General features: G+C 61.4%; 22 protein-coding genes and 1 pseudogene. 14 read left to right on the forward strand and 9 right to left on the reverse strand.

The features are described from left to right. Nucleotides 1–458 precede the first annotated feature (458 nt). A complete protein-coding gene (locus tag F451_RS0104695; protein WP_020680193.1) occupies nt 459–1,226 on the reverse strand; it encodes a sulfite exporter TauE/SafE family protein in 768 nt (255 codons plus the stop codon). A gap of 122 nt (nt 1,227–1,348) precedes the next feature. On the opposite strand from F451_RS0104695, the gene F451_RS0104700 reads away from it, so the two are divergent. After that, on the forward strand, nt 1,349–3,049 hold the full coding sequence (locus F451_RS0104700; protein ID WP_020680194.1) for a VRR-NUC domain-containing protein: 1,701 nt from the start codon (nt 1,349–1,351) through the stop codon (nt 3,047–3,049). Nucleotides 3,050–3,098: 49 nt separating this feature from the next. Here the strand turns inward: F451_RS0104700 and hemH are convergent, their stop codons facing one another. Continuing rightward, on the reverse strand, nt 3,099–4,124 hold the full coding sequence (hemH, locus tag F451_RS0104705) for a ferrochelatase (RefSeq protein ID WP_020680195.1): 1,026 nt from the start codon (nt 4,122–4,124) through the stop codon (nt 3,099–3,101). Between the two features lie 267 nt (nt 4,125–4,391). Here hemH and F451_RS28200 point away from each other — a divergent pair, with 267 nt between their 5' ends. The 3 genes from F451_RS28200 to F451_RS0104720 are packed head-to-tail and all read left to right on the forward strand — an operon-like array spanning nt 4,392 to nt 5,642. Further along, nucleotides 4,392–4,832, forward strand: a complete 441-nt coding sequence (locus F451_RS28200; RefSeq protein ID WP_205623959.1) for an FAD-dependent oxidoreductase — start codon at nt 4,392–4,394, stop codon at nt 4,830–4,832. Then, nucleotides 4,717–5,430 carry an NAD(P)/FAD-dependent oxidoreductase gene (locus F451_RS24820; RefSeq protein WP_205623960.1) on the forward strand — a complete coding sequence of 238 codons (714 nt, stop codon included), beginning with the start codon at nt 4,717–4,719 and terminating at the stop codon, nt 5,428–5,430. Before F451_RS28200 ends, F451_RS24820 begins: the two co-directional genes overlap by 116 nt. Further along, nucleotides 5,427–5,642, forward strand: coding sequence for a TIGR02450 family Trp-rich protein (locus F451_RS0104720; RefSeq protein WP_020680197.1), 216 nt, complete (start codon nt 5,427–5,429; stop codon nt 5,640–5,642). The genes F451_RS24820 and F451_RS0104720 overlap by 4 nt, the downstream gene beginning before the upstream one ends. 54 nt (nt 5,643–5,696) lie before the next feature. Here F451_RS0104720 and F451_RS0104725 read toward each other — a convergent pair whose 3' ends face one another. Continuing rightward, nucleotides 5,697–6,575 (reverse strand): alpha/beta fold hydrolase, encoded by an 879-nt coding sequence (locus F451_RS0104725; RefSeq protein ID WP_020680198.1) that lies wholly within the window; start codon nt 6,573–6,575, stop codon nt 5,697–5,699. Between the two features lie 209 nt (nt 6,576–6,784). Beyond that, a complete protein-coding gene (locus F451_RS0104730) occupies nt 6,785–8,020 on the reverse strand; it encodes an OprD family outer membrane porin (protein ID WP_020680199.1) in 1,236 nt (411 codons plus the stop codon). Between the two features lie 541 nt (nt 8,021–8,561). Here F451_RS0104730 and F451_RS0104735 point away from each other — a divergent pair. From F451_RS0104735 to F451_RS0104755, 4 genes are all read left to right on the forward strand, one after another. Next, entirely contained in the window at nt 8,562–9,524 is a 963-nt protein-coding gene (locus F451_RS0104735; RefSeq protein ID WP_020680200.1) for a homocysteine S-methyltransferase family protein, read from the forward strand. Nucleotides 9,525–9,532: 8 nt separating this feature from the next. Further along, nucleotides 9,533–9,991, forward strand: a complete 459-nt coding sequence (locus F451_RS0104740; RefSeq protein WP_205623961.1) for a nuclear transport factor 2 family protein — start codon at nt 9,533–9,535, stop codon at nt 9,989–9,991. 555 nt (nt 9,992–10,546) lie between these two features. After that, nucleotides 10,547–12,559, forward strand: a complete 2,013-nt coding sequence (locus F451_RS26585) for an eCIS core domain-containing protein (RefSeq protein ID WP_020680203.1) — start codon at nt 10,547–10,549, stop codon at nt 12,557–12,559. Between the two features lie 42 nt (nt 12,560–12,601). Then, complete coding sequence (locus F451_RS0104755) at nt 12,602–13,006, forward strand: hypothetical protein (RefSeq protein ID WP_020680204.1); 405 nt, start codon at nt 12,602–12,604, stop codon at nt 13,004–13,006. 95 nt (nt 13,007–13,101) lie between these two features. On the opposite strand, the gene hisN is transcribed toward F451_RS0104755, so the two are convergent. Next, nucleotides 13,102–13,899, reverse strand: coding sequence for a histidinol-phosphatase (hisN, locus tag F451_RS0104760; protein WP_020680205.1), 798 nt, complete (start codon nt 13,897–13,899; stop codon nt 13,102–13,104). A gap of 355 nt (nt 13,900–14,254) precedes the next feature. On the opposite strand from hisN, the gene F451_RS27065 reads away from it, so the two are divergent. From F451_RS27065 to F451_RS27075, 3 genes are read left to right on the forward strand one after another with little or no spacing between them, the layout of a single operon-like run. Next, nucleotides 14,255–14,560, forward strand: coding sequence for a zinc-binding metallopeptidase family protein (locus tag F451_RS27065; protein ID WP_020680206.1), 306 nt, complete (start codon nt 14,255–14,257; stop codon nt 14,558–14,560). Between the two features lie 3 nt (nt 14,561–14,563). Then, nucleotides 14,564–14,932 carry a PA domain-containing protein gene (locus F451_RS28575; protein ID WP_276202584.1) on the forward strand — a complete coding sequence of 123 codons (369 nt, stop codon included), beginning with the start codon at nt 14,564–14,566 and terminating at the stop codon, nt 14,930–14,932. Further along, on the forward strand, nt 14,925–15,767 hold the full coding sequence (locus F451_RS27075; RefSeq protein ID WP_020680208.1) for a M20/M25/M40 family metallo-hydrolase: 843 nt from the start codon (nt 14,925–14,927) through the stop codon (nt 15,765–15,767). Before F451_RS28575 ends, F451_RS27075 begins: the two co-directional genes overlap by 8 nt. Nucleotides 15,768–15,870: 103 nt before the next feature. Here F451_RS27075 and F451_RS0104770 read toward each other — a convergent pair whose 3' ends face one another. Genes F451_RS0104770 through F451_RS0104780 form a run of 3 tightly spaced genes read right to left on the reverse strand, consistent with a single transcriptional unit; the run spans nt 15,871 to nt 21,211 of the window. Then, on the reverse strand, nt 15,871–18,678 hold the full coding sequence (locus tag F451_RS0104770; RefSeq protein WP_020680209.1) for an Hsp70 family protein: 2,808 nt from the start codon (nt 18,676–18,678) through the stop codon (nt 15,871–15,873). A 5-nt stretch (nt 18,679–18,683) separates the two neighbouring features. Next, nucleotides 18,684–20,588, reverse strand: a complete 1,905-nt coding sequence (locus F451_RS0104775) for an Hsp70 family protein (protein ID WP_020680210.1) — start codon at nt 20,586–20,588, stop codon at nt 18,684–18,686. After that, nucleotides 20,585–21,211: a DUF2760 domain-containing protein gene (locus tag F451_RS0104780; RefSeq protein ID WP_020680211.1), complete on the reverse strand. Its 627-nt coding sequence runs from the start codon at nt 21,209–21,211 to the stop codon at nt 20,585–20,587. Before F451_RS0104780 ends, F451_RS0104775 begins: the two co-directional genes overlap by 4 nt. Before the next feature lie 487 nt (nt 21,212–21,698). Here F451_RS0104780 and F451_RS28580 point away from each other — a divergent pair. Together F451_RS28580 and F451_RS24835 are read left to right on the forward strand one after the other, a co-directional pair. After that, nucleotides 21,699–21,776: pseudogene (locus F451_RS28580) on the forward strand (hypothetical protein); the annotation flags it as partial. A gap of 60 nt (nt 21,777–21,836) precedes the next feature. After that, entirely contained in the window at nt 21,837–22,337 is a 501-nt protein-coding gene (locus F451_RS24835; protein ID WP_276202585.1) for a pseudouridine synthase, read from the forward strand. Nucleotides 22,338–22,826: 489 nt separating this feature from the next. Here F451_RS24835 and F451_RS0104790 read toward each other — a convergent pair whose 3' ends face one another. Beyond that, nucleotides 22,827–24,419: a DNA recombination protein RmuC gene (locus F451_RS0104790; RefSeq protein WP_020680213.1), complete on the reverse strand. Its 1,593-nt coding sequence runs from the start codon at nt 24,417–24,419 to the stop codon at nt 22,827–22,829. A gap of 204 nt (nt 24,420–24,623) precedes the next feature. Here F451_RS0104790 and F451_RS0104795 point away from each other — a divergent pair, with 204 nt between their 5' ends. Beyond that, nucleotides 24,624–25,820, forward strand: a complete 1,197-nt coding sequence (locus F451_RS0104795; RefSeq protein ID WP_020680214.1) for an MFS transporter — start codon at nt 24,624–24,626, stop codon at nt 25,818–25,820. Nucleotides 25,821–25,914: the final 94 nt, after the last annotated feature.

Raw genomic sequence — 25,914 nt, forward strand, 5'->3', positions numbered from 1 at the left:
AAGGCGGTGAAATGACAATACGACAATATGCACCGACCTTAAACTGACCGCGGTGGCCGCCATGCCGGTGCCGGTGCCAGTCAGGGCTTCATCCTCGATGACCCGATATTCAGCGGACTGTCGGTCTCACTGATATTCGGTACTCTGGTCTCGACACTGCTGACGCTGCTGGTGATCCCGGTCGTGTACTACGCCTACCACTACAAGGCGGTGAAATGACAATACGACAACATGCAGCGACCTAAACTGCCCGCGGTGGCCGCCATGCCGGTGCCGGTGCCGGTCAGGGCTTCATCCTCGATGACCCGATATTCAGCGGACTGTCGGTCTCACTGATATTCGGTATTCTGGTCTCGACACTGCTGACCCTGCTGGTGATCCCGGTGGTGTAGTACGCCTACCACTACAAGGCGGATGCCAAAGGCGGCTGAAGAAAATACCCGGGGCCCGCCGCCTTGTTAGTGCATCCAGCCACTCAACACCATGCTGCTGCCCGTGCCCAGCAGGACCACCTGCACGATCCGTTGAAAAGCCGCCACCGACAGTCGCTCACGGCCAAAGCGGCCCAGCCAGAGCCCGATCAGCGCCGGCAACACGCAACTGAAGGAGATCATCAGATCGTCCGATGACATCAGGCCATGAGACCCCAGCGCCGAACCAATGATCAAGCTGCCCGACAGGAACATCAGGCTGATCGCAAACACGAATTCCCCCTTCTCGAGCTCCATCGCCAACAGGGCCTGCACGGCTGGAAAGCCGAAAAAGGACGTCATTCCACCCAGCACACCGCTGATCAGCCCGCTCGCACCCAGAAACGCGGGCTGCCAGCGCGGGCTGACTTGCCTGGGTCGCAGCAGCTGCGACAGTACCGTTACCAGTATCATCATGCCGACCAGCATCGACAGCACTTGTGAGCTGAAGTAGGCCAGCAGCTGGACCGACACCAGCATCGACAGCAACATGGCGCCGAACAGTGGCCAGAGTCTGCGGATGACATGCAGATGTCGACGCCCCAGCAGTACCTGAACCACATTGGTTGCCACTATGGCCCCCATGGACCAGCCCATTGCAGTGGTCACCGGCACAGCGGTCAGCAAAGTCGCCACGGGAATTGCGATCAGCGGCATGCCGAAACCGCAGAGTCCCTTGACGAAACCGGCGGCAACAAAGGTAAACGCCAGCAGCATCACCAGCTGCAGCGAAAAGGTGTGCGCAATATCACTCATGCAGCGAACCGGTATAGGGCATTGGAAAGGCTTTTGCGGCATTCTACTCGATAGAACGCTCCGGCAGGTGTACAGGATATCGCTAAACGTGACAGCTGCCTGCACGACAGAAGGACAACCGCTTGGAATCAGGATTCGACCGGCCGGTAACGGCCAGCCTCGATAACCCGCGCTACTACCTGCAGAATTTTCGCAGCGTCGTGCAATGGGTAACCACACACCATGCCGACCTGTTGACACCCGGGGAAGCCGCCCGGCTGCAGCAATTCGACGCGCTGCCCGACGCGTCCCAGGCACTGCTGGTGCGAATGGTCATGCGCAAGGGGGATCAGTTTCGCACATCCAAACTGGCCTATGCGGAGATCGGCCAGGCCGCAGTGGCACTGCAACCGCTGATCAGCCAGGGGTGGGTCGACCCTCAGCCTGCACTGTCGCTGGAGCAGCTGTTTGCCTTGCTGACCCGGGCTGAGCTGACACGAGCGCTGCGCATTCCGCTGGCACAGGCCGGCCTTAAACCCAGCGCCACCAAGCAGGCCATGCTGGCAGCGCTGGCGGATACATCGCCGGCCCCTGCTGCGCTAAAGCTCTGGTGCCCGGAGATCGCGGATACGGTTGTCGCGCTGCTCTGCGGCCCCTTGTTTGAGCGCCTGCGGCTGATGTTTTTCGGCAACCTGCGCCAGGACTGGTCCGAGTTCGTGCTGGCTGAGCTCGGGCGACAGCGCTATGAAAACGTGCCCTTCTCGCCGCAGTCACGTGCCTTTCACCAACGCAGTGAAGTGGACAGTTATTTGCACCTGCAGGCATGCCGCGACCGGCTGGATGCCGGTGAGGCCCCGGATAATATCTGGCCCGAAGTCCCCCGCGAGCAGGCGCCTAACCCCTGGCTGGAATCGCGCCGCGCACGCCTGCTGTTCACCCTTGGGCGCATGGCAGAGCGCGCCGGTGATGCAGCGCTGGCATGCCAAGCCTACAGCCTCAGCGCCCATCGCGAGGCCCGGCTGCGGCGCCTGCGACTGGAAGAGCGCCACGGCGAGGCGGAACAGGTCTTTTGCCAGGTCAGTAACGCCCTGGCAGCCCCCGTCGATGCGGCCGAACAGCAGGGCCTGGTGCGGATTCGCCAGCGCCTGGCAAGGCGCCTTGGCAAGGCGATTGCACGCGTACCCCGGCCACCCGCGATCCCCGACATCCAGCTGGTGCTGCCCATGCCTGCGCAGGGCTCGGTGGAAATGGCGGTCGTGGCCCACCTGTCGAAGCCCGATGCCCCTGTGTGCTATGTCGAGAATACGCTGCTGAACGGGCTCTTTGCCCTGCTGTGCTGGCCCGCGCTCTATGCCCCGCTGCCCGGCGCCTTTTTCCACCCGTTTCATGCGGCACCCGCGGACCTTGATCGGGACGATTTCGTCTCCCGGCGCCAGACCCTGTTCGACAACTGCCTGGCGGATCTGGATACGGGGGACTATCGAACACGCATGTTCGACACCTGGGAACAGAAACAGGGGGTCGCCTGCCCTTTTATTCACTGGCCGACACTGACCCGCGAACTGCTGGGCCTGGCTCTGGACTGCATCCCGCCGCAAGACCTGCAGGCCTGCTTTTCAAGGCTGCTGGCAGGTCTGCGGGCACATCGCTCCGGCTTGCCCGACCTGATCCAGTTCTGGCCGGCATCCGGTGCTTACCGTCTTATCGAGGTAAAAGGCCCGGGCGATCGCCTGCAGGATCACCAGCGCCGCTGGCTTGAATTCTGTCTATCCAGCGGGATTGATGTGGCGCTGTGCCACGTTCGTTGGGAGAGCGCCGCTGGCAACAGCGAATGTGAAACCTGAGGGCCGCAGCCTGCACCAATGCAGCTACAGCAGCCCCTCACTGCCGACATTAAGCCCGTACATGCGCCCGCTCGCACAGTGTATTCAGGGCCGTCACCCAATCCGGATGGTCATTCAGGCAGGGCACCAGCACCAGCTCCTCGCCACCGGCTTCGCGGAACAGCTCGGCACCGCGATCGCCGATCTCCTCCAGCGTTTCAATACAGTCGGCGACAAAGGCCGGGCACATGACCAGCACCTTCTTCACACCCTGGGCCGCCAGGGCTTCGAGGCGCTGTTCGGTGTAGGGCTCGATCCATTTGGCCCGCCCCAGGCGTGACTGAAACGACACCGACCACTTGTCGGAAGGCAGGCCCAGTTGTGTGGCGAACGCGTCGGCACTGTGCATGCACTGGGCGCGATAACAGTGTTCAAGCACTTCAGCCGGCGCCGTGGCGCAGCAGTTGGCGCTGCCACAGCAATGGCTGCCGGTCACATCCAGCTTGCGCAGATGGCGCTCCGGCAAGCCGTGAAAGCTCAGCAGCAAATGGTCAAAGTCCTGCGCCAGGTGGGGCTTCGCGCTCGCCACCAGCGCATCCAGGTACTCCGGCTGATCATAAAAAGGCTCCAGTATCGACAGTTGCACGGCCAGTTTGCGCTCGCGCAATACCCGCCGGGCTTCTTCAACCACGGTGGTCACGGTGCTGTCGGCAAACTGCGGATACAGCGGCGCCAGGGTCACCTTTTTGATCCCCTGCCCGGCCAGTTTCAGCAACTGTGTTTCAATCGATGGCTCTCCATAACGCATGGCCAGCTCCACCGGGCCATGCAGCCAGGCCTCGCCCATGGCCTTCTGCAGGCGCTGACTCAGCACCACAAGCGGCGAACCCTCGTCCCACCAGATGGAGGCATAGGCGTGGGCGGACTGCTCCGGACGCTTGATCAGAATCAGCGATACCAGCAAGCGGCGCACCGGCCAGGGGAGATCGATCACGTACGGGTCCATCAGGAACTGGTTCAGGTAGCGCCGTACATCCGCCACCTCAGTCGAGGCCGGCGAGCCCAGGTTCACCAGCAATAACGCCTGATCCTTCATGTCACATCCTGTTCCAATGCCAAGCCGGACAAAAGCCGCTTGCCACGCTGATTGAAATGACCCCGGAGCACCAAATGCGCCGATTCGATCCACAAAATTCCGCCAGTATACCCACAGAGCGCCGCGACCTGAATGCATCGCGCACGACCATCGGCAAGCACTGGCTCAGCTGAGCATACGAATTCAGGCCCAAAACAGACCAAATCCGTGTTTTGCTCGTATGCACAGCATCGAACCCAATCAGCAAACCCGTTCAAGGAAGCACACATGAGTTTATCTGTTGCCATTATCGGTGCCGGCATGGCGGGGCTGTCGGCTGCCAGAGCCCTGCATGGCGCCGGACACCGCATTCACCTGTTCGACAAGAGTCGCGGCAGCGGCGGGCGCCTGTCGAGCCGGCGCAGCGAGGTGGGCTCGCTTGACCTGGGCGCACAGTATTTTACGGCCCGGGACCCGGACTTTCTGCACCAGGTTCTGTGCTGGCAGGCCAGTGGCTGGGTCGAGGCCTGGTCACCGTCGCTCTATCGCTACAGCGACGGGCAGCTGAAGGCATCCCCCCGACGCGCAGACCCGCTGGGTCGGCACGCCACGCATGAGCGCCCTGACTCGCGCCCTGCTGGGGCAATTGTCGATCAATATCTCATGCCGAATCACACAAGTGCAGCGCCGCCGGCAGCAGTGGCTGCTGCACGACCAGAACGGCAATGAGCACGGTCCGTTCAGCCATCTGGTGCTGGCCATTCCCGCGCCCCAGGCCACTGCACTGCTGAACACGGCAGCGGAGCTGGCAGCCATGACGGGCAGCGTTGACATGCAACCCAGCTGGGCGGTGGCGCTGGCCTTTGAACAGCCCTTGCAAACGTCCGTGGAAGCCTGCTTCGTCGAGGACAATGCATTGGCCTGGGTGGCACGTGACAGCAGCAAACCCGGCCGCGACGGCCAGCACGACAACTGGATTCTGCACGCCAGCGATGCCTGGAGTGCACAGAACCTGGAGCTGCCCGCAGCGGCTGTTGTTGAACGGCTCAAAAACGCGCTTTCCGGCATCCTTGGCTGTGCCCTGCCAGAACCCGCACTTGCACAGGCCCACCGCTGGCTCTATGCCCGTCCTTCCCGAGCACAGCCCTGGGGGGCACTCGCCGATGCCACAGAGGGCCTGCACCTGTGTGGTGACTGGTGCCTTTCGGGGCGCGTAGAAGATGCCTGGCACAGCGGCCAGCTGGCCGCACAACAACTGCTTGACCAGGCCGCACTGAACGCAGGCCGCACTGAACGCAGCCCGATTACCCATGGAGGCAAGTCTTGAACCGCATCAATCCACAGAAGCTGCAGCTGTCAAAATGGACAGCAACGCAGCCCTGTAACCGGGAAAAGCACTTTCTGGTTACAGAGCTGTATCGCGATGACGAAGGCCAGGTACTGGAAATCGAGCTGCAGGCGGTGCTGACCGGGCGCAATCAGCGCCTGCCCTGGCAGGTACTCAAGGATGACAGTACCTGGCGCCAGGGCTGGAAATAGCGGTGCAAGCTGAGGCGGCTTTTCCGCGAGTGCAGTGGCAGGTCCGAATGGCTGCTAAGCCTCGCCGAGCACAAAGCCGCGAACCGCCTGGTAAAACCTCGTCGGCTCCTCGACATGGGCAAAGTGACCGGCGAGCTCAAAAATATCCAGCTGCGCCCCGGGCACCCGCCTGGCGATATCCTCCGACATGTCCGCCGGTGTCAGCACATCGTGCCGGCCCGCAAGCACCAGCGTCGGAACTCGAAGCAAGGCCAGGTCGGGCCTCAGATCCATGGTGGAGGCTTCGCGCCCCATAAAGGTCAGCAGCGGAGCTATATGGATGGGCAAGCGGGCACAACGCTGCAAATACCGCTCGGCCTTGCGATCCAGGGCACGGAAATATAATTTCACCACGCGCGACCACAGGCGGGTCGCCTCTTCATCCGTATTGCACCGGCCAGCCCACCAGTCCTGCAGTGCCACCATGGAATCGGCGAACCAGGGCTGGCGCTGGTGAGCAGCCAGGGCCGCAAGCATGGCGTGCGGGTCGGACAGGCGGCCGCCGAAGCAGGCGGTGGTGCTGTACAGAACAAGTTTTGACAGGCCATCAGGATATCGGCTGGCATAGTGCTGGGCCACCATGCCACCGTGCGACCAGCCCATGATAATGGGACTTTCCAGTCCCAGGTGTCGGCGCAGCGCATCCAGATCGGCGGCATAATCGGCCAGCGCGTAAGCCCCGTTCGTCGGGGCATTCGACAGGCCCGAGCCCCGCGGGTGCAGCGCGATAACAGTCGCGAACGCATCAATCCCGGCAAAATCATCCCACGAGCGCGCATCCCAGCCCGGCCCGCCTGAATGGGCGATCAGCGCGGGCCCGCGCCCACGTACGCTGTAGTGAATACGAATACCATTCAGAATCGCATCATAATCGCCGGGGCTGAGCTGGGGCATGGCTGATCTCCTTGTCCTGACCGGTTCCGTAACCCGATGTTTGCATCAAGTGTAGGCCCCTTTAAAAGACAGCCGATGGAGAGCACGGCTGGCAGGACGGCAAAGAATGCGCAATAGGCCCCTGTCACGGCGCTCTAAACGAAGAAAGGCCTGTACGCCGGGGTAATAGCGTCACAGGCCTGAAACCGAAATACTCGAAGGTCGAGCGGTTACAGCACGGCGATAGTGTAATTCAGGATCAGACGGTTTTCGTCCGAGTTGTAGGTTTCACTCGAGTGCACATGGGCATTGCGCCAGCGCAGCGACAGACCTTCAATGCTCTGGAAGCTGTATTTAAGCTCGACGTTACGTTCCCATTCCTGCCCTTCGCTTGAACCGCCGGTATCAATGTTGTCACCACGGGTGTAACGGGTCATGAGCGCCAAGCCGGGAACGGCCTTGAAGTCATAATCTACGCGTGCCTGCCAGGAGTTCTCTTCAGCGCGGTCAAAATCCAGCCGCTGTACCGAGTTCCAGGTATTCAGGCTGTTGTCATCGTGATTAAAACCATCCCAGGACTCTTCATACGCGTCGCCATTCACGGTCTGGTAAGACAGTGTCAGCTTGGCGTTATCGATCTTGAGCTGGGCGGCAATGTTGGTCAGATCACTTTCGTAATCCGCACCGACAGTATCCAGGGCGCCAGCGCCATCGGCTTCACCGTGATAGTGGTGCAGGTCCAGCAGAAGCGCCATGTCGTTGGCCAGTTTCACCGGATAGCTGGCATTGACGTAAGTCTGGCGCAGCACGTTGTCAGCCTCGCCGTGGGCCAGCTGAACACCCAGACCGTTGGCAAAACGGTAGCCGCCACCGATGACCGCCACTTCATAGTCGTTACCCGTGTTATCGGTGTAGGACTTGAAATCGTCTTCAGTTTTGGAGGTTCCCTTGTCCGACCAGATGCCGTACAGATCGACGCCATTGAAATTGCCGAAGGCCATTACAGCCTGGGTGGCGCTCGGTGTGGCGCGGGAATCGGAGTCATTAAACAGCGGCGTACCCAGCACCATGCGGCCGGCCCTGAGCTCCGCATTCTGGCCCAGTTTCAGCTTGACCAGCGCCTGGCCGAACTTGGTGTAACTGCCCTGGGAGCCGTCGTCCTCACTCTGCAGTAGACCCGTACCACCTTTACCCTTGTCGCCAAACAGCTTGCCGACGGTAAACAGCGAGGCATCGAAGCCGATCAGGTTATTGACATAGCCTGACTGGTAATCCAGACGCAGCGCCTGGGACAGGGCTTCGGAATCGGCATTGGCGGAATCCTTGTCGCGATTGAAGTAGAAGGTGCGGAAACTCGCCGTCAGGCTGTCGTCGTTCAGCAGGCCGGAACCGGCGGCATTGGCATGCAGGCTCAGGGAGGTAGCCGCCAGTACGGCTGCGGTGACCAGGGTACGTTGGAATTGCATTAAGGTGTGACTCCTTGCCAAGGGTAAATCCAGATTCAATCTGCGCAACACAATATACGTACCGGTTGGTTTAGTCCAGTATCGAGCAGGCTTTATCGACCTGAACCGTTAATTTCGTAGCCCTTCACATGACAGTTAAAGCACTTGTGTCGCCTGCGGCTGGCGACCTAAACCGACCACAAATCGGGCATAACGCAGAAACCGAAAACGCCGGTAAAGGTCGTCAATCCCCGCTGTAGCTTTGCATCCAGGAGGCGCGCGGCAACATCAACACCGCCTGGCGCTGATCGACACAGCGTTGCGCCCGCCAAGCATGGAAGCCAGACCGAGTGATTGACGCTTGCTGGCTTTGCTCCTACCTTGAAAGCAGCCTTAGAGACTCAGGCGTTTCCCGCTCTTGGCGTGTTTCGGTTATGTGTTGATCCGACCCGCGATTAACCTTGATGTTGTGGCGCTCGCCATGGCCTGCGGCCAATGAATCAGTAATCCTGCTGTATTCGGGGTTACGAACCCGTTCATCGACGACGCTTGAGGTCACCCGATGCTGACAACGTTCCCACCCCGGCTTGATGGGAAATTCTATCTGACCGAGGGCGGTACCGAGACGGAGATCCTCTACAAATGGGGTTTCGAGCTACCCGAGTTTGCGATGTTCCCGTTACTCGATAACCCCGAGGCCGATGCAGTCATCCGCAACATGTACCGGCGCTACTTCGACGTAGCCCAAGCTCATGATACCGGGCTAGTGATCATCGGCCACGATTATCGGGCAAGCCCGGACTGGGGGGCTAAGCTCGGGTACTCGCCCGAACAGCTCGCCCAAATGCAACACCGTGTGATCCGTTTTCTGGCCGACATGCGGGCGGAGTACGAAGGCAGAGTGACGGATGTCTACATCGCCGGCTGCATCGGCCCCCGGGGGGACGCGTATGGTAGTGGGGGCGCGATCACCGCTACGCAGGCCGAGGAATATCACTCGGTGCAAATGTCCACGCTGAAAGAAACCGAAGCCGACATGGCGATCGCCCTGACATTCAACAATGTCCCCGAAGCCGTGGGGGTCATACGCGCGGCCGAAGCCCTTGGCATGCCGCTCGGGGTTAGCCTGACCCTTACGACCGAGGGACGACTTCGGTCTGGTCCGTCACTTCGCGAGGCCGTTGAAGCCATCGACGAGAAGACCGGCGGGGCAGCGGCCTGGTTCGGCACAAACTGTGCCCACCCTCTTGAGTTCACCCCAGCCCTCGCCGACGTGGGCCCCTGGCTTGAGCGACTGCGCTATGTTCGCCCCAACGCGGTGAGAATGGAGCAGATTGCGCTGTGCAAGCTGGGGCACCTTGAGGATGGTGATCCGCTCGAACTGGGCCGGCAGATGGGTGAGGTCGCACGCAGGCATCCGCAGATGGATATTCTGGGTGGCTGCTGCGGTACCGATGAGCGACACCTTGGCGAGATCGCAAAGAATATCAATTCGATGCTTGGCGCTGTTGCCTCGGGCCGATAATACAGCGCTTGTACGGCAAAAAAGCGCCAGAAAAACGGCTCAAGTACACGCTGGGCGAACCCTGGCTTTCTATGATTAAAAAAACTGCAAACAAGAGGGCAAGCGCGATGAATTTGGCAAATATAGTGCAGCAAGGCTGGGAGGCCGTTGGCGCAGGAAATTTCGATGCCGTGGTCGCTGACTACGTAGAAGGCATGACGTTCATCATGCCAGGGCAGACTGACGTTCTGCAGGGGCGCCAGGCGTTCCGTTCCGCGCTGGATAATCTTGGAAAGATCCTTCCTCCAGGCTTCGAGATCACGGGATTACGCCAGCTTGAAGGCGAAAATGAAGTGGTTTCCATTGTTGAGTGGAAATCCGCGAAGGTTGCGGGCTCCCAGCTATCAGTCCTGTTCAAGTTCAAAGATGGAAAAATCTACGAGGAGCGGTGGTTCATCGACACAGAGCAATGGAAAAGCGCATTCTGACTGAAAAACCGGGCGGATTAATACATGCAGCAGCGATGCTCAATCATGGGGCCTTCCTTTGAAAAAAGATGGCTCAATGCGAACCCCGCCTGTTCCCCTTCGAAGAATCCAGCACCTTCGCGCACCTGCGCCCACGCTTCTGGGCTAAAGAGCATGTAGGGTGACGGACAAATACGCAGGTCCACACTGGAGCCCTGTGCAAACAGCGCTCCCCTCTGCGTCAGCCCCCCTTCCAATCGCATCAATCCGGACGACCAGCTACGCTTTAATTTCCAGCCAACCGGATACACATGTCACCGGGCGTGCAACGAACAACCGGCAGGGAGGCGTTCAGCCATGCGAACTCACGCACAGCCACCGAAAGGATCCAGGCAGGCTCCCGCGATCAAGCCTGCGCTCCCTCAGCGCCAGCACCTCCGCCACCACCACCAGGTGAACGAAATCCTGCACGCCAGCAGCACAGCCGGGCGCGCAGCATCACCGCGATCAAGGAAGGACCCGCCATTCCAGCCCGACGCAAGTACGCAAGTGCCCCGCGCCTCGCAGGATGGCGGCATGGATGTGGGTGGCATGATCACCCATTCGCAAGCGACCTGTAAAAGTCCACAGCGTGGCGGTGTATTACACCGCCACGCGACCGGCACCGGGCCCCTGATCGCACCGGACATTGTGCACGAAGTGCTGCGCGGTCAGGGTCTGCCGATACCGGCCGATGTGCGCCAGGACATGGAGGCACGCCTGGGGCACGACTTTGCCGATGTACGCATCCACACCGGCGAGCGCGCAGAAGCGTCCGCGGATGCGGTTTCGGCGGATGCCTACACGGTGGGCCGACAGATCGTCTTTGCACAGGGCCGCTTCAATCCGGCGTCGCAGCAGGGCCGGCAGCTGATCGCACACGAACTGAGCCACGCGGCGACACATTCACCAGGAATGCCGACACCCTCCGGCGAGCTGCGGGTCAGCACACCAAGCGAGGCTGCCGAGCAGCACGCAACCCGGGTTTCGCAGGGGGTGCTCGGTCCCTCCCCTACCCAGTCCCCAGCCAGACCCCCCGCAGCACCCGGCGCTCTCTTTCGCCAGGTAGCAGCCCTCGTCGGCCTGACCGGGGTTTCTATCAATCATACCCGGGTGACGGTACCGCCGGCTGCCGGGCTGGCATTTACAGCCAGCAAGAGACCCGCAAACGCCTCGGGTGTGACACTCGCCATTGTCGGCGATAACGCGACCATCGCGGCTGGCACCACAGTCGACAGCGCCACCGGCGTGATTACCGTCTCGGCCTCTCAAACCGGTGGCAGCGCCCACATAGAGGCCAGCCAGAATGCCACAGGGCCCGACGGGACCACGCTGACCAGCACCACGCCGGCAACGGCGCCGTTTAATTTCAATGCGATTCCGTCCGGTATTAGCAGTACAAGCGTATCCCCCGGAGGCACCTCCGGGTTCTATGGCGGCGACTTCACGCACACCTTCACCTCGCCAGCCGGTGGGCAGGGCGCGCTGGAGCGCTCCCATGTCAACGAACAGTTCGCCGCCGCACGCGGCACAAGGCTTAATCTTTCCGGCACGCTCACGACTATCCGGATCAGGGTCAACAACCCGAACTCGGCCACCGCCGGCTGGGACCTGGACGCTTCGGGGACGATGGTCGCACCGGATCACGTCACCTGGTCCGATTCCGTCAGTGCACGTCCGTTTGTCACCAATGCATCAAACCCATCCCCCAGTGATACGCTGCCCCAGGAACTGACGGCGACCCAGGATTTCCGCAACCTCAGCTTCCCGGCCCTTACCTACGGTGCAGCCGCAGTCGCCTCCACAACACACCGGCGCGCCATCGAAGAGCGCAGCAATCGGCTCAAGGCCGTCACCAGTGCCAATGCCAGCGGTATCAACCAGGAAGTCGTCGAGGACTACGCGGGGCCCACCATCTTTCGCCGCTGTACCGCCACACCGGCGGCAATACGCATGTCGTTGCCCACGCCGCCTGGCGGTTCGCCCCCCACCGTGGACACCACCACGATCACTGTCGATACCGAGGGACAACCGGCAACACCCACATTCAGTATCCGTTCGCCGGACCTCGGTTGCACGATAACGCCCGGCGGCGTTCTCACGCCTGGCACGACGGCGGGAACCGTCACGGTGCGCGCGGGCGACGCGGCCAATTTCGACGAGACCGACGTAGTCATAAACCCAAGGCCCGCAACCTTTACCCGGCTGACCAGCGCGAGCTCGGCGGCCGATATTATTTGGGATCACAGCCTGGCTGAGCGGGGCATAGACGCCGCGGCACTGGGCCGGTTAAACCCCGAAATCCAGTTCGGCGGCGCAGTTCCCGCCGGCACGGTTATCTGGTTTCGTGCCCGTGAAGTGGCCGCCGCCGCGACAGGCTTTGAGGAAATCGCCGAACGCCACTTCGGCAATCGCCTGGCCTGGCCAACCCTGTGGAGCTTTAATCCGGATATTCGCGACCCCGCATCGATCGAACCGGCAACGCGGATACATTTGCAGTCTGAGGCGGATCGAACCCAGTTCGGCGAGGTGCCCTTAAATCAAAGTTAACCCTACGGACTCAACATCGTTCAGGACAGGAGGGAACGTGCCATGGCTGACTTCGCGCTCAAGGCGCTGGAATTTGGGGTGCTTGGTCTGTGCGCCATTACCCTGCTGCTGGTGTATGGCGTTTTGCAGGCTGAGCAGAAGCGTGAAGGAACTCCGCGCCAGGGGATCCTGCAGGCTTCGTACGTTTTTATGGCGTTCTCGCTGGTGCTTGCCGTACTCAATGGCTATGTCCAGCTGCGCGGACAAGAAGTCCCGCCGAACGCGGCACAGAATGTTGCCGCACTCGAAGCCAGGCTTCGCGCCAGTGAAGACAAGCTGTTGCAGATTCGCAGCGCCGCGGCGCCCATACTGAATGCCCGCGGCAACATCTTGCAGGGGCTGCCGCCGGGTCCTGCAAGAGACACCCTGTTAACGCTCGTAGACTCGCTGCGCGAAACACTGCAGTAGTCTCCTGCTCCCAATTCTCGGTATAGCGGGTTCATGCAGCGCCCGGCCGCTGCTCGTCATTACCAAGGCCCTGCCATCAGAGCCCTGGCCATACCTCAGCCATTCAGCAGTGCCAGCGCCTCGGCATGGAGCTTCGCATTGGCCGCGGCGACGATCAACCCTCCCCGAGTGGCCGGCTCGCCGTTGCGGTCGGTCACCACACCGCCGGCGGCTTCGATCAGCGGAATCAGCGGAATGATGTCATAGGGTTGCAGACCCCCTTCAATAACCAGATCGATCTGTCCCTGGGCCAGCAGGCAGTACGAGTAGCAGTCGCCGCCAAAACGGTGCAGCCGGCTCGCCTGGGCAACGCGGTAGAAGCCGGCAAGATCCGCCTCGGTCTCAAAGTGCTTGGGATGGGTGCAGTAAAGAATGGCATCGCCGAGCGTCGCATTCTGGCGCGAACGCAGTACCGTCTGTTGCCCCCGGTGGTACAGAAAGGCGCCGGCCGGCCCAGCTATAAAGGTTTCACCGATATAGGGCTGGTGCATCAGACCACCGACACAGCGCTCGCCGTCCATCAGTCCGAGCAGCGTTCCCCAGGCAGGCACGCCACTGATAAAGGCGCGGGTGCCGTCGATCGGATCAATAATCCAGGCGATGTCGTTACTTCCCCTGGAAGTACCCTCTTCTTCCCCGATGATGCTGTCTTGAGGATAAGCGGCACCGAGTTTTTGCCGTATCTCGGCTTCCACCTCGCGGTCGGCAATCGTCACCGGATCAAACTGCTCACCGGCCAGCTTGTTCTCCACATCCAGCGGCTGGCGGAAATAGCGCAGCGCAATCTTGCCAGCATCCTCTGCCACGTCACGGGCAAACCCGAGGCGCTTCTCAATCTCCTGTTGCGACAACATCTCTCTGTCCCTCCTGCGTTCTCAGGTTCCGGCCGCTATCTGTGCCGGTCGGTCAAGTTTAATCAGGTGCCTGCGCCACCAGGCCGCCCGGCCTGCAGCCAAAGCCGCGGCCCCGATTATACGTTTACAGGCCTCGGCTTGCCGGCTTTTCATGGTCGTCGCAGGCAAACTGCGATCTTCTCGCGGTGAGCGTTCCCGGAAATCTGCTCTATTCTTTCTTAACCCACCGAGCAGTCAAGTGTATCAAATGGATGTTCTACACTCGGTGGCCCTGCCTTTGGCACCTGTTCCGCTTGAAGCTCACTGAAGTGCTCAATGCGCCGTCTTTGGTGAAATATCCGCAGAGGAGTACGCAATGAAAGCAATCAAATATACGCTCATCGCGGCGGCAATCGCCGCGAGTCATACGGGGTGGGCCGCCGTACCGATCGACACTACGGCCCTGCGTGATGCCGTTACCGTAGGCGGCATCCAGGCCCATCTACAGGCCTTGCAGGATATCGCCGACGCCAATGGCGAAACGCGCGCGGCATCGACCACGGGCTATGAAGACTCGGTTCATTACGTCGTTGCCATGCTGGAAAGCGCCGGCTACGACGTAGTAATACAGCCCTTTGATTTTCCATACTTTATGGAGATTTCACCGGCGCAACTGGAGTAGATAGTGCCTGATCCCAGGACTTACCCCTACGCCGCCGCCGATGGATTTTACACCATGTCGTATTCAGGCAGCGGCGTCGTTGCGGAGTCGGTCCAGAGCGTCGATTTGATGCTGCCCCCGGGCGACGCGGCCAACAGCTCCACCAGCGGTTGTGAGGCGGCGGATTTCGCCGGTTTCACACCCGGTAACATCGCCCTTATCCAGCGCGGCAGCTGTACCTTTCTGCTCAAGGCACAGAATGCAGAGGCCGCCGGCGCCTCCGGCGTCGTGATTTTTAACGAAGGCCAGCCAGGGCGCACCGACGCCATCCTGGGTACCCTGTCGGAGCCGTCGGTCAGTATTCCGGGTCGGCGCCGCTTTCGCCGTGGGTGACGATCTTGCAGTCGGTGGCGCGCAAGCGAGGCTGGTCGTCGACGCGATATCGGAAGTGCGCACCACTGAAAATGTTATCGCACAAACCCAGGGCGGGCGGAGCGATCGTGTGGTACTCGTCGGCGCCCACCTGGATTCGGTTTCCGAAGGCCCCGGCATTCAGGATAATGGCAGCGGTTCGGCGGGCATTCTTGAGATCGCCCTGAAAATGGCCGCGCTCGGCACAGAGCCGCGCAACAAGGTGCGTTTCGCCTGGTGGGGCGCTGAAGAGGCCGGACTGCTGGGTTCCCAGTATTACGTTGACCAACTGACACCGCGCGAGATCAAGAACATTGCGCTGAACCTCAACTTCGACATGATTGGTTCGCCCAATTTCGTGCGCTTCGTCTACGATGGCGATGGCGACGCCACTGGAACGGCGGGCCCGAATGGTTCCGGCAATATCGAGCAGGTCTTCCTGGACTACTTCACCGGGCAGGATCTTGCCAGTGACCCCACCGCATTTGATGGTCGCTCGGACTATGGCCCCTTCATTGGCGTGGGCATACCGGCCGGCGGACTTTTCACCGGCGCAGAGGACATAAAAACTGCAGAAGAAGCTGCCATTTATGGCGAGACAGCCGGTGTGGCATACGATCCCTGCTACCACCTGGCGTGTGACACAGTGGACAATTTCAGCTTCGAAGCACTGGACCAGATGTCCGATGCCGCGGCCCACGCAATCCTGACGTTCGCGATGACCACCTCATCGGTCAATGGCACCGACAAGGGCTCCGACAAAGCCATGAAGTCGGCCGAGACACTGGAATATCAGGGTAACAAACTGCGTCGCTAACGCTTAAAGCAGCACCTGATAAGCAAGACTAAAAAAACCGGGAGGGCTTGGCCTCCCGGTTTTCTGCGCATCCCGCCTATCCCCGCCGCCACCGACCAATCGCTCAATCGATCAGCTTCAACCCCGAGGGCAGTTTTTCACCAAAAATGAGCTGGGTTTCGGCTTCGTTCAGCTCGCGGGCTTCGGACACCAGTTCAATCCAGAGCGCGGGCGCCTTGGCCTCCTGCAGTTTCGTGATGACCCGGGTCCGCTCATCCGGCTCCAGGTCACGACTGCGATCGCCACTCATGCGCGCCAGCATCACGGCGGCGAACGCGATCTGCTGATTTTTCTTCCAGTCCTCTTTCAGCAACCGCTGCAGCCAGGTTGTCGCCACCTCCGGCGGCACCACGTTGTGGGCGCTGCGATGAAACAGCACCCGCGCACCGATGCGCCCAACGGCCCACCAGCTGGTCAGGGGTTCACTCTTCTTCTCGAGCCGCTTCAGCAGCCAGTTGCCGACCTGAATCTTGGTGTCTACCGGCAAGCGCTCCAGCCCCGCCACGAGCTGCACCATGTCGTCATAGGCCCGGGTCTGCAGCTCGGCCAGCAGCTTGCGATTGCGCAGCACGGCCGGGTCCAGGTAGCGGGCCATATCGTCGAACAGCTGCTGTTGCTGCTGTTCATTCAGGCCACCGGCGGCGCGGCGCCAAAATACCCACCAGTTGCTCCAGGCCGGGTTGCCCTTGTCAAACTGCAGCCCCTGGCTGTACAGCTGCCACACCTGCTGTATGCGCCAGTCATCCAGCGGATAGCCGAATCCCGGCCGCAGGCCATAACCGGCCAGGTTGAACCAGACCCGCTCGTGGGCCTCGGACCGACGGCGCTTTTGCTGGCCTTCGAGTACGGCATCAAACACCGCACGCAGCAACGGCGTACTCCAGCTGTCGCGCTTGCCGAGCAGCTTGTCCAGATCGTTGCGCAGCGTTTTTACCGCCTTGGGATCGAACTGCTTGTTGCTCTGCCCGAACACGCCATCTATCAGCCCGTGGGCCTCATCAAAGGTTTTGGGCAACTGGGCTGTAACGACGTTGCCCTGGCGCTGGCGCGCAAGGTCGCGCCGAATCTGAAACTCGACATTCCAGCGCTGCGAGCTGTCGGCAAGGCTGACGCACTCGATCTTCAGCGTGCCGACCTCGGTCAGGCGTGTCACAAGCTCGACCTCGACTTCGTCACTCTCGCCCTGGCCGTCGTCCTGTTCCAGCGCCGCCACCAGGGGCGGCAGGTCGACGAAGGTATCGCCCTCCAGGCGGTAAAGTTCACCCGCCTGTACGGGAGTATCCGCACTGGACGACACCAGGTGAAAGCGCACCGGCTGGCCGAGTCGCAGCGCAAAGCGACGCTCGCCCAGAACAATCTGCTGCCCCTCTTCGGCGCCCCTGGGCAGCAGACAAACCCCCTGGCGGGGCTCGTCATCGCCATTTTGGGCCTCGTCCAGGCGCAGAAAATAACTCCGCGCCGAGCCGCCGCCGATTTTCAGCTGTGCACCGCGCCTTGCCAGACCATAGGCCACGGCACCGCACGCCACCGCCAGATCCGGCTGCGTGTTTTCGAGCTGCTGTACCGCTTCGCCACGCCACAGGTTCAGCGTTTCGAGCAGACGCGCACTGATGGCGCTGCTGTTAAACACGCCGCCATTGAACAGCACCGCATCGGGTATCGCGGGTGTCTCTGGATCGCTCAACCCCAGCGCATCGCGGCAGGCCGACCCGTGGCGGGCGAGGAACTCGGCTATATGCTTGCTGATGGCGGCATCCGCCGCGTAGGGCAGGCCAAATTCCACCATGGCATTACGCCGCTGCAGTGGCCGGTCGCTGAAAGGTGCTTTGGGAAAGAAACCATCCAGCGCAATGGCACGCACTTCGTCGCGGCTCAGTTCGCAGCTTTTGGCGCCGCCGATCAGGGATGCGCCCGCTCCGAGCACCGTCACGGCGGCACTGTCCGGCGCGTTTTCGCTCAGCAGGCGTTCCTTGGCCTTGCGGGTTTGCTGAATCAGCTGCGACAGGCTGGCTGCCCGCAGCTTCTTGCCGCCGCGGGTAATGCGCGTTTCTGCGGTATGGGCCAGCGCCAGGTCGACGTTGTCGCCGCCGAGCATGAGATGATCCCCCACCCCGACCCGGTTCAGCGTAAGCGCGCCCTTCTCGATGGCCACTCGAATCAGGCTTAAATCGGTGGTGCCGCCGCCAACGTCACACACCAGCAGCAGCCGCACATTGTGCAGCAGGGCCACCGCCTGTTGCTGGTTCTGGGCGTGCCAGTCGTAGCAGGCCGCCTGGGGCTCCTCCACCAGCAGCACGTCGGGCAGGCCCGCCATGCTGGCCGCCTCCACCGTCAGTGCTCGCGCGCCTTCATCAAAGGATGCCGGCACCGTGATGATGACTTCCTGATGCTCCAGCAGATCAGCGGGGTGCTCGTGGTTCCAGGCCAGGCGTACATGGCTCAGGTAACTGGCACTGGCCAGCACGGGCGAGACCTTGGCCACACCCTCGGCCGCGGCCCAGGGCAGAATCGCCGCACTCTGATCCACCTGGGGGTGAGACAACCAGCTCTTGGCACTGCTGACCAGCCGCCCTTCCACCCTGGAACCCAGTTCCCGCGCCCACTCACCCACGACCACCTGACTCAACTCGCCAGGCAGTTCGGGTCTTGGCCAGGGCAGCAGCATGTCTTCCGCCACCAGCTCGCCTTCAGTGGGGTGGTAGCGGAAGGACGGTAACAGCGGCTTTTTCGCCACTTCACCCGGAGCCACCAGCTGCTCAATTTCGAAAATAGCCGGGCGTATAGCCGCCGCGCCCTGGCTGATATCCGCAAAGGCCACCGCCGTATGCGTGGTGCCCAGGTCAATGCCAACAATAAAGCGGGGAGACTGCATCGGTGTTATTGCCCTTCCCGTACGTCCAGTTCGACCTGCCAGCGCTGGCCGCCTTCAAGCGCAATGGCTTCGAGGCGCAGAGTGCCGACCTCGGTCACGCGGGACGCGAGCCGAACCGCGATCACATCGCCTGGGGTACGCCCTTCCACCGGCAGCACCGCCTGCACCTCCGGCAGTTCTTCCAGCTCCTGCGGCTCCCAGTAATCCAGCAGCACGCCGGCCTCGTCGTCGCGTCTTATAGTGGAGCCGAAGAAGCGAAAACGCACCGGCGCCCCGACCACCAGGCCAAACTCCATCCCCGGCACCTCGACCTCCGATCCCTCTTCCATGCCAAAGGGCGCAACACACAGTGCTTCCAGCGGCGGCTCCATGCCGGGAATGGCCGGCATTGAGCTCTCGATACCCACGTAGTAAGCACTGGCGATACCGCCACGAATGCGCACACCCTGGCCGCGACGCACCGAGCCGTAATAGGCCGAGCCGCGGGCCACGGCCAGATCCAGGTCCAGCCCCGGCAACAGGGTCGCTTCGGGGCTACCTGCATCACGCAGCCAGCCGTTGATGATGCTCATCATGCGATCGGCCAGCAGCGGCGCCTTGAACACCCCGCCATTGAACAGAACGCGGGTGGGCCGTATAAAGGCCTCGCCGTCGTCGTTGGTCGTGTCGGTATCAAACAGTTCGCTGGCCGCCGCGTGCTGACGACTCAGGAAAGCGGCCAGATGCCGCGATATACCGGCGTCCTGCGCGTAGGGCAGGCCCATGCGGGCCAGTGCGCTGCGGGTTTGCTGTGCCGGGTGCTCGCTGATGGACACCTGCGGAAAGAAGCCATCCACCAGGGTCTGCTGCACTTCCTCGCGGGTCAGTTCAGTGCGCAGCGTGCCGCCGAGCAGCTTGGAGCCGCGACTCGGCACCGTAATCGGCACCGCAGCCAGCTCGGAATCGGCCAGTAGCGCTTCCTTGGCATCGCGGCAGCCATGGGTGATGCCCTGAATCTGCCAGGGCTGTAGCTGGGTGCCTTGCTGTGCCAGCTTCGCCTTGAGGCGATAGGCCAGCGCCAGGTCCATATTGTCGCCGCCGAGCAGAATATGATCGCCCACCGCGACACGGTTCAACAGCAGGTTGCCGTCGTCTTCCGTCACCGCGACCAGCGAAAAGTCGGAGGTCCCCCCCCCGATATCCACCACCAGGATGATGTCGCCCACCCCAACCTGGTCACGCCAGGCGCCATTGCTGGCTTCAATCCAGCTGTACACGGCCGCCTGGGGCTCTTCAAGCAGTGTCAGGTGGCGAAAGCCCGCCTTGCCGGCGGCCTGGGCGGTGAGCTCCCGCGCGGCGGGGTCAAAGGATGCCGGCACCGTGAGGGTGACATCCTGCTCGCTCAGCGGCGTTTCGGGATGCCAGTAGTCCCAGGCTTCGCGCAGGTGATCGAGATACAGGCCGGTGGCATCCAGTGGTGATACGCGCGGTACCTCCTCCGGGCTGTTAAGGGGCAAAAAGGCAGAATGACGGTCTACATCGCCGTGGCACAGCCAGCTCTTGGCGCTGGACACCAGCCGGATCGGGGTTTTGCCACCCAGGTCCCGCGCCAGCGTGCCGACAATCACCGGCGCCTGCGACCAGGGCAGCGCCAGATCGTCCACTGAAATCTCCGATTCATGCGCCTGGTACAGGAAAGACGGCAGCTGCCATTTTTCATCGATGGTGCCGGGGGCCAGCAGCTGCGGGATCGGCATCACCTCCAGCCGGGGGCCATCATCTGGCTGCGCATCTTCGTCCTGCAGATCGACAAAGGACAGCACGCAATGGGTGGTGCCAAGGTCGATGCCCACGGCATAGCGGCTGGCGCTGCCGGCCGCGTCCTGCTGCTCGACGCTCAGGTCGTCTGTGCCTGGGTTTTCAGTATTCATAGCTCCACCTCCGCCGGGGCAATGATGCGCGTATCGTGACCTGCCGCAAGCTTGGGCAGTTTGACCTCGGTCACCTTCCAGCCACGGTGCACCAGGGTACCGGTAAAGGGCGCCTTGCCCACGACATTGCCGGTCAGGCGTACTTCATGGGCGTTAAAGCCTTCGGCCAGGGTGATGCGGCTTTCCTCGTCTTCGCTGCGCACGGGCTCCAGCGTAAAGTAGCTGTTCAGCGCCTTCTGACTGCCCTCATGCACCACGCGGGCGGCGGCGCCGATATCGGCATCGGAGAAGCTGCCAAGGTCTTCGCGCACGAAATCGACAAAGCGGGCTTCCTGCTGCAGCAGCGACAACAGCTGCAGCGCGGTATCCGGGGTAATCTCTTTGAGCTGAACCGCCGCCTGGGCAGCCGGTTTGCTCGCAGCCGTACTTTCTGGCTTGGGCGTGCTTTCGACTTTCGGCTTCGCGGTGGGAGCGGGCGCCGCTGCCGGCTGCGCTTTGGTATCCGTGTTGGCGGCACTGTTGCCCTTGACCAGCCACAAAATCAGTAACACAACCGCCAGCAGGGCCAGACCGAGATGCCCCGCATCCAGGGTCGTCGGCATCATTGTCAGATTAAAAGTCATTCCAAGCTCCTGTAAATATTCAAATCCCGGGCATCGCAGGGCGCACATTGTACCCAAACAGACTCCGCGCGTTGAGGTTTGATTATCAAACACCGAACCCGCACACATTATGACGGCCGCAATCAGCGCCGATGAACAGCACCGTACCGAACGCAGTAATTGTTGCACTGCAACATAAAAGCAGCAAGACGCAGGCCATCAAGCCCTGGTAAAAGATGAAAAAAACCGCAAACCAGTGCCCGACAGCGCCGACGACGTTCCGCGACCGGCATACAAAACCGTATCATTCAGCTTGCGATGCACCTGATTGGTTCGCGCGGCCCGCGGCCGGGCGCCGCCTTTGCACAATCGGCCGTCAGGACGGCTACGCCATTGGCTTCTTGGCGTTGACACAGGATAATGGCGTCCTGAATCCGTACCCTTGATGTTGCCCCTAATGCGCCTGGATAAATTTGTTTGCTAAAGTACCGAGCTCAGCCGAAACGAAGCCACCCGCGCCATCGCTCAGGGCGATGTGAGCGTTAATGGCGCCGTTGTTATCGATGCCGCCACCCAGGTGCATGAAAACAACGAGATATGCCTCAACGGCCAAAGGCTGACAGCGCGAAGCTTTCGTTACATCGTGATGCACAAACCCGCTGCGACCATCTGCTCGAACGTAGACGAAATTTATCCCTCCATTTTCAACCACATAGACGTCAAAAACCGTTCAGAGCTGCACATCGCAGGCCGCCTGGATGCGGACACAACAGGGCTGGTACTGGTCACCGATGACGGGCGCTGGTCGTTCGAGATCATTCGGCCGGACAAGGCCTGCAAGAAAGTGTACCGCGTCGGTTTGACCTACCCTGTTGCGGACGACGTTGCTGTTAAGTTTGAGCATGGCATTCAACTGCAGGGCGAACAGAAATTGACCTTGCCCGCCCAACTGGAGGTTATTGCGCCCAAAGAGGCACGCTTAACGATCACCGAGGGGCGGTATCACCAGGTTAAGCGCATGTTTGCGGCGGTAGGTAATCGCGTTGTCTCGCTGCATCGCGAAAAAGTCGGCCCCATTTCCCTGGATGTCGAAGTCGGGCAATGGCGCTACCTGAGTGCGGATGAAGTGCAGTCGTTCTGCGCGTAAATATGAACCTGGTGAGCGAATACATCGTCAGCCGGGGTGGCACCAGGAAGCCACAGAAACACGGTCTCATGTCCTTCCCCCACTGCTCTACACCTGCCTACTTTACCCCTGCTCGCTTTACCCCTGCGATAAGTCACTCCTGATGTCCCGTCCCTTGTCGGCATTCGCCATGCGGCGCAACCGGCACCCGCGCTGCCGGGCCAGACTGTTCCGCCAGGCGGTCCACTTGGCAAGAAACCTTTCTACTTTGGGACGCGGCTAACTATCGTGTTGCTATCACCTACCGGCTTATACGGTACGCTGGCCATCGGATCTGTTCATGCGTGTCGGCCTGGGTATGAGGGTTGTGGAAAGTTCCCGCTCCTGCAGCCCCTTGTCTGCCCCCAACCCCTTCTCCCTCAATGCAGCCTGCGTGCCTTGAGTACTCAGTCATCTGAGTCAGGTTGAAACAAAGCCGCATCGACGCCGATCAATGCTTGAATGTACTGTTTACTCCACCGCTTCGATGCCTTGCATTTCCTCGCCCAGCTCCAGATGCGCCTTTTCCACCAGCTCGACCGGCAGCTCCTTTTGCACCGACACGCCCAGGTCCTTGAACTCGGACGCCTGCTTGATCAGGTTGCCCTTGCCGCTGTACAGCTGGCCAAAGGCCTTGTCGTAGCTCTGGCGCGCCCGGTCGAGCTGGTTGCCCACTCCCTGCATGCTGGTGAGAAAGCCATTGAGCTTGCTGTAAAACTTCTCGGCCCGGCTGGCCAGCTCCGCCGTGTGCTTGTTCTGGTCTTCAAAGCGCCACAGCTGGCGTACGATATTCAGGCTGGTAAGTAACGTTGTCGGTGTGGCCACCAGCACATTGCGCTCGATGGCGCGCTGGAACAGGGTATCGTCATACTTCAGCGCCTCGACATAGGCCGACTCGATCGGGATGAACATGACCACCACTTCCGGCGAATTCAGGCCCGGCAGCTTGAAATAGTCACGCTCGGCCAGCTCATTGATGCGATCACTCACGGCGCGGGCATGCTCGGCAATGGCGTGCTCGCGCACGGCATCGTTGTCGGCATTCACATACTCGGTGTAGGCCACCAGGGAGGTCTTGGCGTCGATAATCAGGTGCTTGTGCTGGGGCAGGTAGACGATGGCATCGGGTCGTTGCCGGCCGTCTTCGGTGTTGAAGCTGACTTCACGACGGTAGTCGATGCCCAGGCGCAGGCCGGAATTATCCAGCACGTTTTCAAGCATCAGCTCGCCCCAGTTGCCCTGCACTTTCTTCTGCCCGCGCAACGCCGTGGTCAGTTTGTCGGCCTGATCGGTAATTTCCCGGTTGAGCTTTTGCATGTTCTGCAGCTCGGTGCGCAGCTGGATTCGCTGCTCGGCATCCCTGGCGTGGATGTCCTCCACCTTGGCCTTGAAGCCCTTCATTTCGGTATGGATGGGGTTCAGCAGATTGCTGATGCTTTCGTGGTTCAGCTCCTTGAAGGCCTTGCCCTTGCGCTCCAGGATCTCGCTGGCCAGATGCTCGAACTCTTTCTTCAGGGATTCCCGGCTGTCCTGCAGCAACTTGAGCTGCTCGGCAAAGTGTTGCTGCTTTTCATCCAGCGAGGTCCTGAGTTCGCTGTGCTGATTCGACAGCGCAGCGTACCTGACCTCAAGCGCCTTGAGCTCGGCCTTGGCGCTTTCCCAGTACTGCTGGTAGCTGGCCAGAGACTTCTGCGCTTCCTGCGCCTGAATCTCGGCACCTTTGCAGGCCTCGCGGGCCAGATGCTCCGACTGGCGCAGACTGCGGATTTCACCCTGTTGTTCGCTCAGGCTGCGCTCCTGGCGTTCGAGCTGCCCCAGCGCATGGTCCCGCTCCGCCTGCAGCCGCACACCCGCCATGTCCAGAGCGGCCTTGTCACGGGTCAGCGCTGCCAGCGTCGCCTGCTGCTCGACCTGCGATTCCTGCATTCGGGCAAGCTCGGCGCGGGTCACCTCCAGATCGGTATGCAACTGCTGGTTTTCCCGCTGCGCCCGCCAGTGGGCAAGGGCCCAGGCCGTAACAAATGCCAGGATGGGTAAGGCAATCAGCATCGCCGTGGTTTCCATGAAGTAACTCCTGCTTCCGAATGCAAGCGACTGAAAAGATGCGGTTCACCCAGGTGCAAATGCGTGCCTGAGCCGGCCAGCGCAGTAAAGCTTTCACCGGCCACTGAACCTTGGCATAGAATAGTACCTGCCTCGACACCAAAGACCAGTGCTGCCGGTATTCGGCGGACACTTTTATCGGCCAGCCGTTACAGGGACCCCTGCATGAACACTCCGGGATATGGATATCTGCTGCAGCGGCAAAAGGGTTTGCTGAGTATCGCCTTGCTGGCGGTGTTTTCCGGCAACCTGGGCCAAAGCTTTTTTATCGGCCTGTTTCAGGCACCGCTGGCACAGCAGCTGGGCCTGAGCGCCGGCGAGTTTGGCAGTGCCTATGCGGCGGTCACCCTCTGTGCCGGTTTTCTGGTGCTCCAGGTTGGGCCGAGCCTCGACTGGATATCCCCCCGGCGCTATGCGCTGCTGGTGCTGAGCGGCATGACCGGCGGCATCCTGCTGCTCACCCTGTCCCCCTGGTTTCTGCCGGCGCTGCTGGGCCTGGGCCTGGTGCGCCTGTGTGGCCAGGGCTTGTTCACCCACCTGGGCAACACCCTGGCCGGGCGCGAATTCACCATCGCACGCGGGCGGGCACTTGGGCTGGTGAGCCTCGGCGTTCCGCTCGGCGAGATGCTGCTGCCGCCACTGGTGGCGCTGGTCCTGCTGGTGCTCGGCTGGCAGGCACTGTGGTGGAGCTTTATCGGCGCACTGCTTCTGGCCTGGCTGGCGATGCTCACGCTGCTGCCCTGGCCCAGCGCTCCGGCGGCCAGGCCCGATCGCAACCAGCCCCGCACCGGGCCAAGGCCGCTGCGCGAAGCGCGCTTCTGGCGCCTGCTGCCACTGCTGATGACACTGCCCATTACCATGACCGGCATCTTTATCTACCAGGCGCAGATGACCGCAGACTTCGGCGCTTCACTCACTACCTATGCCCTGGCACTCACGGCCATGGGCGCGGCACGGCTGCCGGGCGCCCTGCTGGCCGGGCGCTGGGTAGACCTGGTAGGTCCCAACCGGCTGGCACGGCTGTTCATCCTGCCCTTTGCGCTGGCGCTGCTGGCGGCTCTGCTACTGGGCGGCGACATCGGTATCTGGGTGCTGCTGATCGGCGGCGGCCTGACAATGGGCATGCAGGAGCCGGTGGTGAACAGCCTGCTGGTGCGCCTCTGGGGCGGTGAAAACCTGGGCAGGGTGCGCTCCACCCTAAGCGCCTGCATGGTGTTCGCCACCGGCATAGCACCGGCACTGCTGGGTTTCCTGATCGACTGGGATATCAGCTTTCAGCACATTCTTGCCGGCGCTCTGGCGGGCCTCATCCTGGCCTGGCTATTATCCCTGAAAACTCTGGCGGAGCCTGCAGCAGGCTAGAAACGCTTTAGCAGGTTGTTGAAAAGCGTTAGCGAGGCAGCGAGCGCAAGGCAAAAATCGGCGAAATGAGGGAGTTTATGGCCTATAAATGACC

Source organism: Marinobacterium rhizophilum DSM 18822, from assembly GCF_000378045.1.
Taxonomy (GTDB): domain Bacteria; phylum Pseudomonadota; class Gammaproteobacteria; order Pseudomonadales; family Balneatricaceae; genus Marinobacterium_A; species Marinobacterium_A rhizophilum.

Excerpts from the sequence above, each read along its gene's own strand:
- F451_RS27065 (WP_020680206.1), top strand. The coding sequence starts at position 14,255 with ATGAAAGCAATCAAATATACGCTCATCGCGGCGGCAATCGCCGCGAGT.
- F451_RS0104770 (WP_020680209.1), bottom strand. The coding sequence starts at position 18,678 with ATGCAGTCTCCCCGCTTTATTGTTGGCATTGACCTGGGCACCACGCAT.
- F451_RS0104695 (WP_020680193.1), bottom strand. The coding sequence starts at position 1,226 with ATGAGTGATATTGCGCACACCTTTTCGCTGCAGCTGGTGATGCTGCTG.
- F451_RS0104725 (WP_020680198.1), bottom strand. The coding sequence starts at position 6,575 with ATGCCCCAGCTCAGCCCCGGCGATTATGATGCGATTCTGAATGGTATT.
- F451_RS0104790 (WP_020680213.1), bottom strand. The coding sequence starts at position 24,419 with ATGGAAACCACGGCGATGCTGATTGCCTTACCCATCCTGGCATTTGTT.
- F451_RS0104780 (WP_020680211.1), bottom strand. The coding sequence starts at position 21,211 with ATGACTTTTAATCTGACAATGATGCCGACGACCCTGGATGCGGGGCAT.
- F451_RS24820 (WP_205623960.1), top strand. The coding sequence starts at position 4,717 with ATGAGCGCCCTGACTCGCGCCCTGCTGGGGCAATTGTCGATCAATATC.
- F451_RS24835 (WP_276202585.1), top strand. The coding sequence starts at position 21,837 with ATGCACAAACCCGCTGCGACCATCTGCTCGAACGTAGACGAAATTTAT.
- F451_RS0104755 (WP_020680204.1), top strand. The coding sequence starts at position 12,602 with ATGGCTGACTTCGCGCTCAAGGCGCTGGAATTTGGGGTGCTTGGTCTG.
- F451_RS0104775 (WP_020680210.1), bottom strand. The coding sequence starts at position 20,588 with ATGAATACTGAAAACCCAGGCACAGACGACCTGAGCGTCGAGCAGCAG.
- F451_RS28200 (WP_205623959.1), top strand. The coding sequence starts at position 4,392 with ATGAGTTTATCTGTTGCCATTATCGGTGCCGGCATGGCGGGGCTGTCG.
- F451_RS0104735 (WP_020680200.1), top strand. The coding sequence starts at position 8,562 with ATGCTGACAACGTTCCCACCCCGGCTTGATGGGAAATTCTATCTGACC.
- F451_RS0104730 (WP_020680199.1), bottom strand. The coding sequence starts at position 8,020 with ATGCAATTCCAACGTACCCTGGTCACCGCAGCCGTACTGGCGGCTACC.
- F451_RS26585 (WP_020680203.1), top strand. The coding sequence starts at position 10,547 with ATGGATGTGGGTGGCATGATCACCCATTCGCAAGCGACCTGTAAAAGT.
- hemH (WP_020680195.1), bottom strand. The coding sequence starts at position 4,124 with ATGAAGGATCAGGCGTTATTGCTGGTGAACCTGGGCTCGCCGGCCTCG.
- hisN (WP_020680205.1), bottom strand. The coding sequence starts at position 13,899 with ATGTTGTCGCAACAGGAGATTGAGAAGCGCCTCGGGTTTGCCCGTGAC.
- F451_RS0104795 (WP_020680214.1), top strand. The coding sequence starts at position 24,624 with ATGAACACTCCGGGATATGGATATCTGCTGCAGCGGCAAAAGGGTTTG.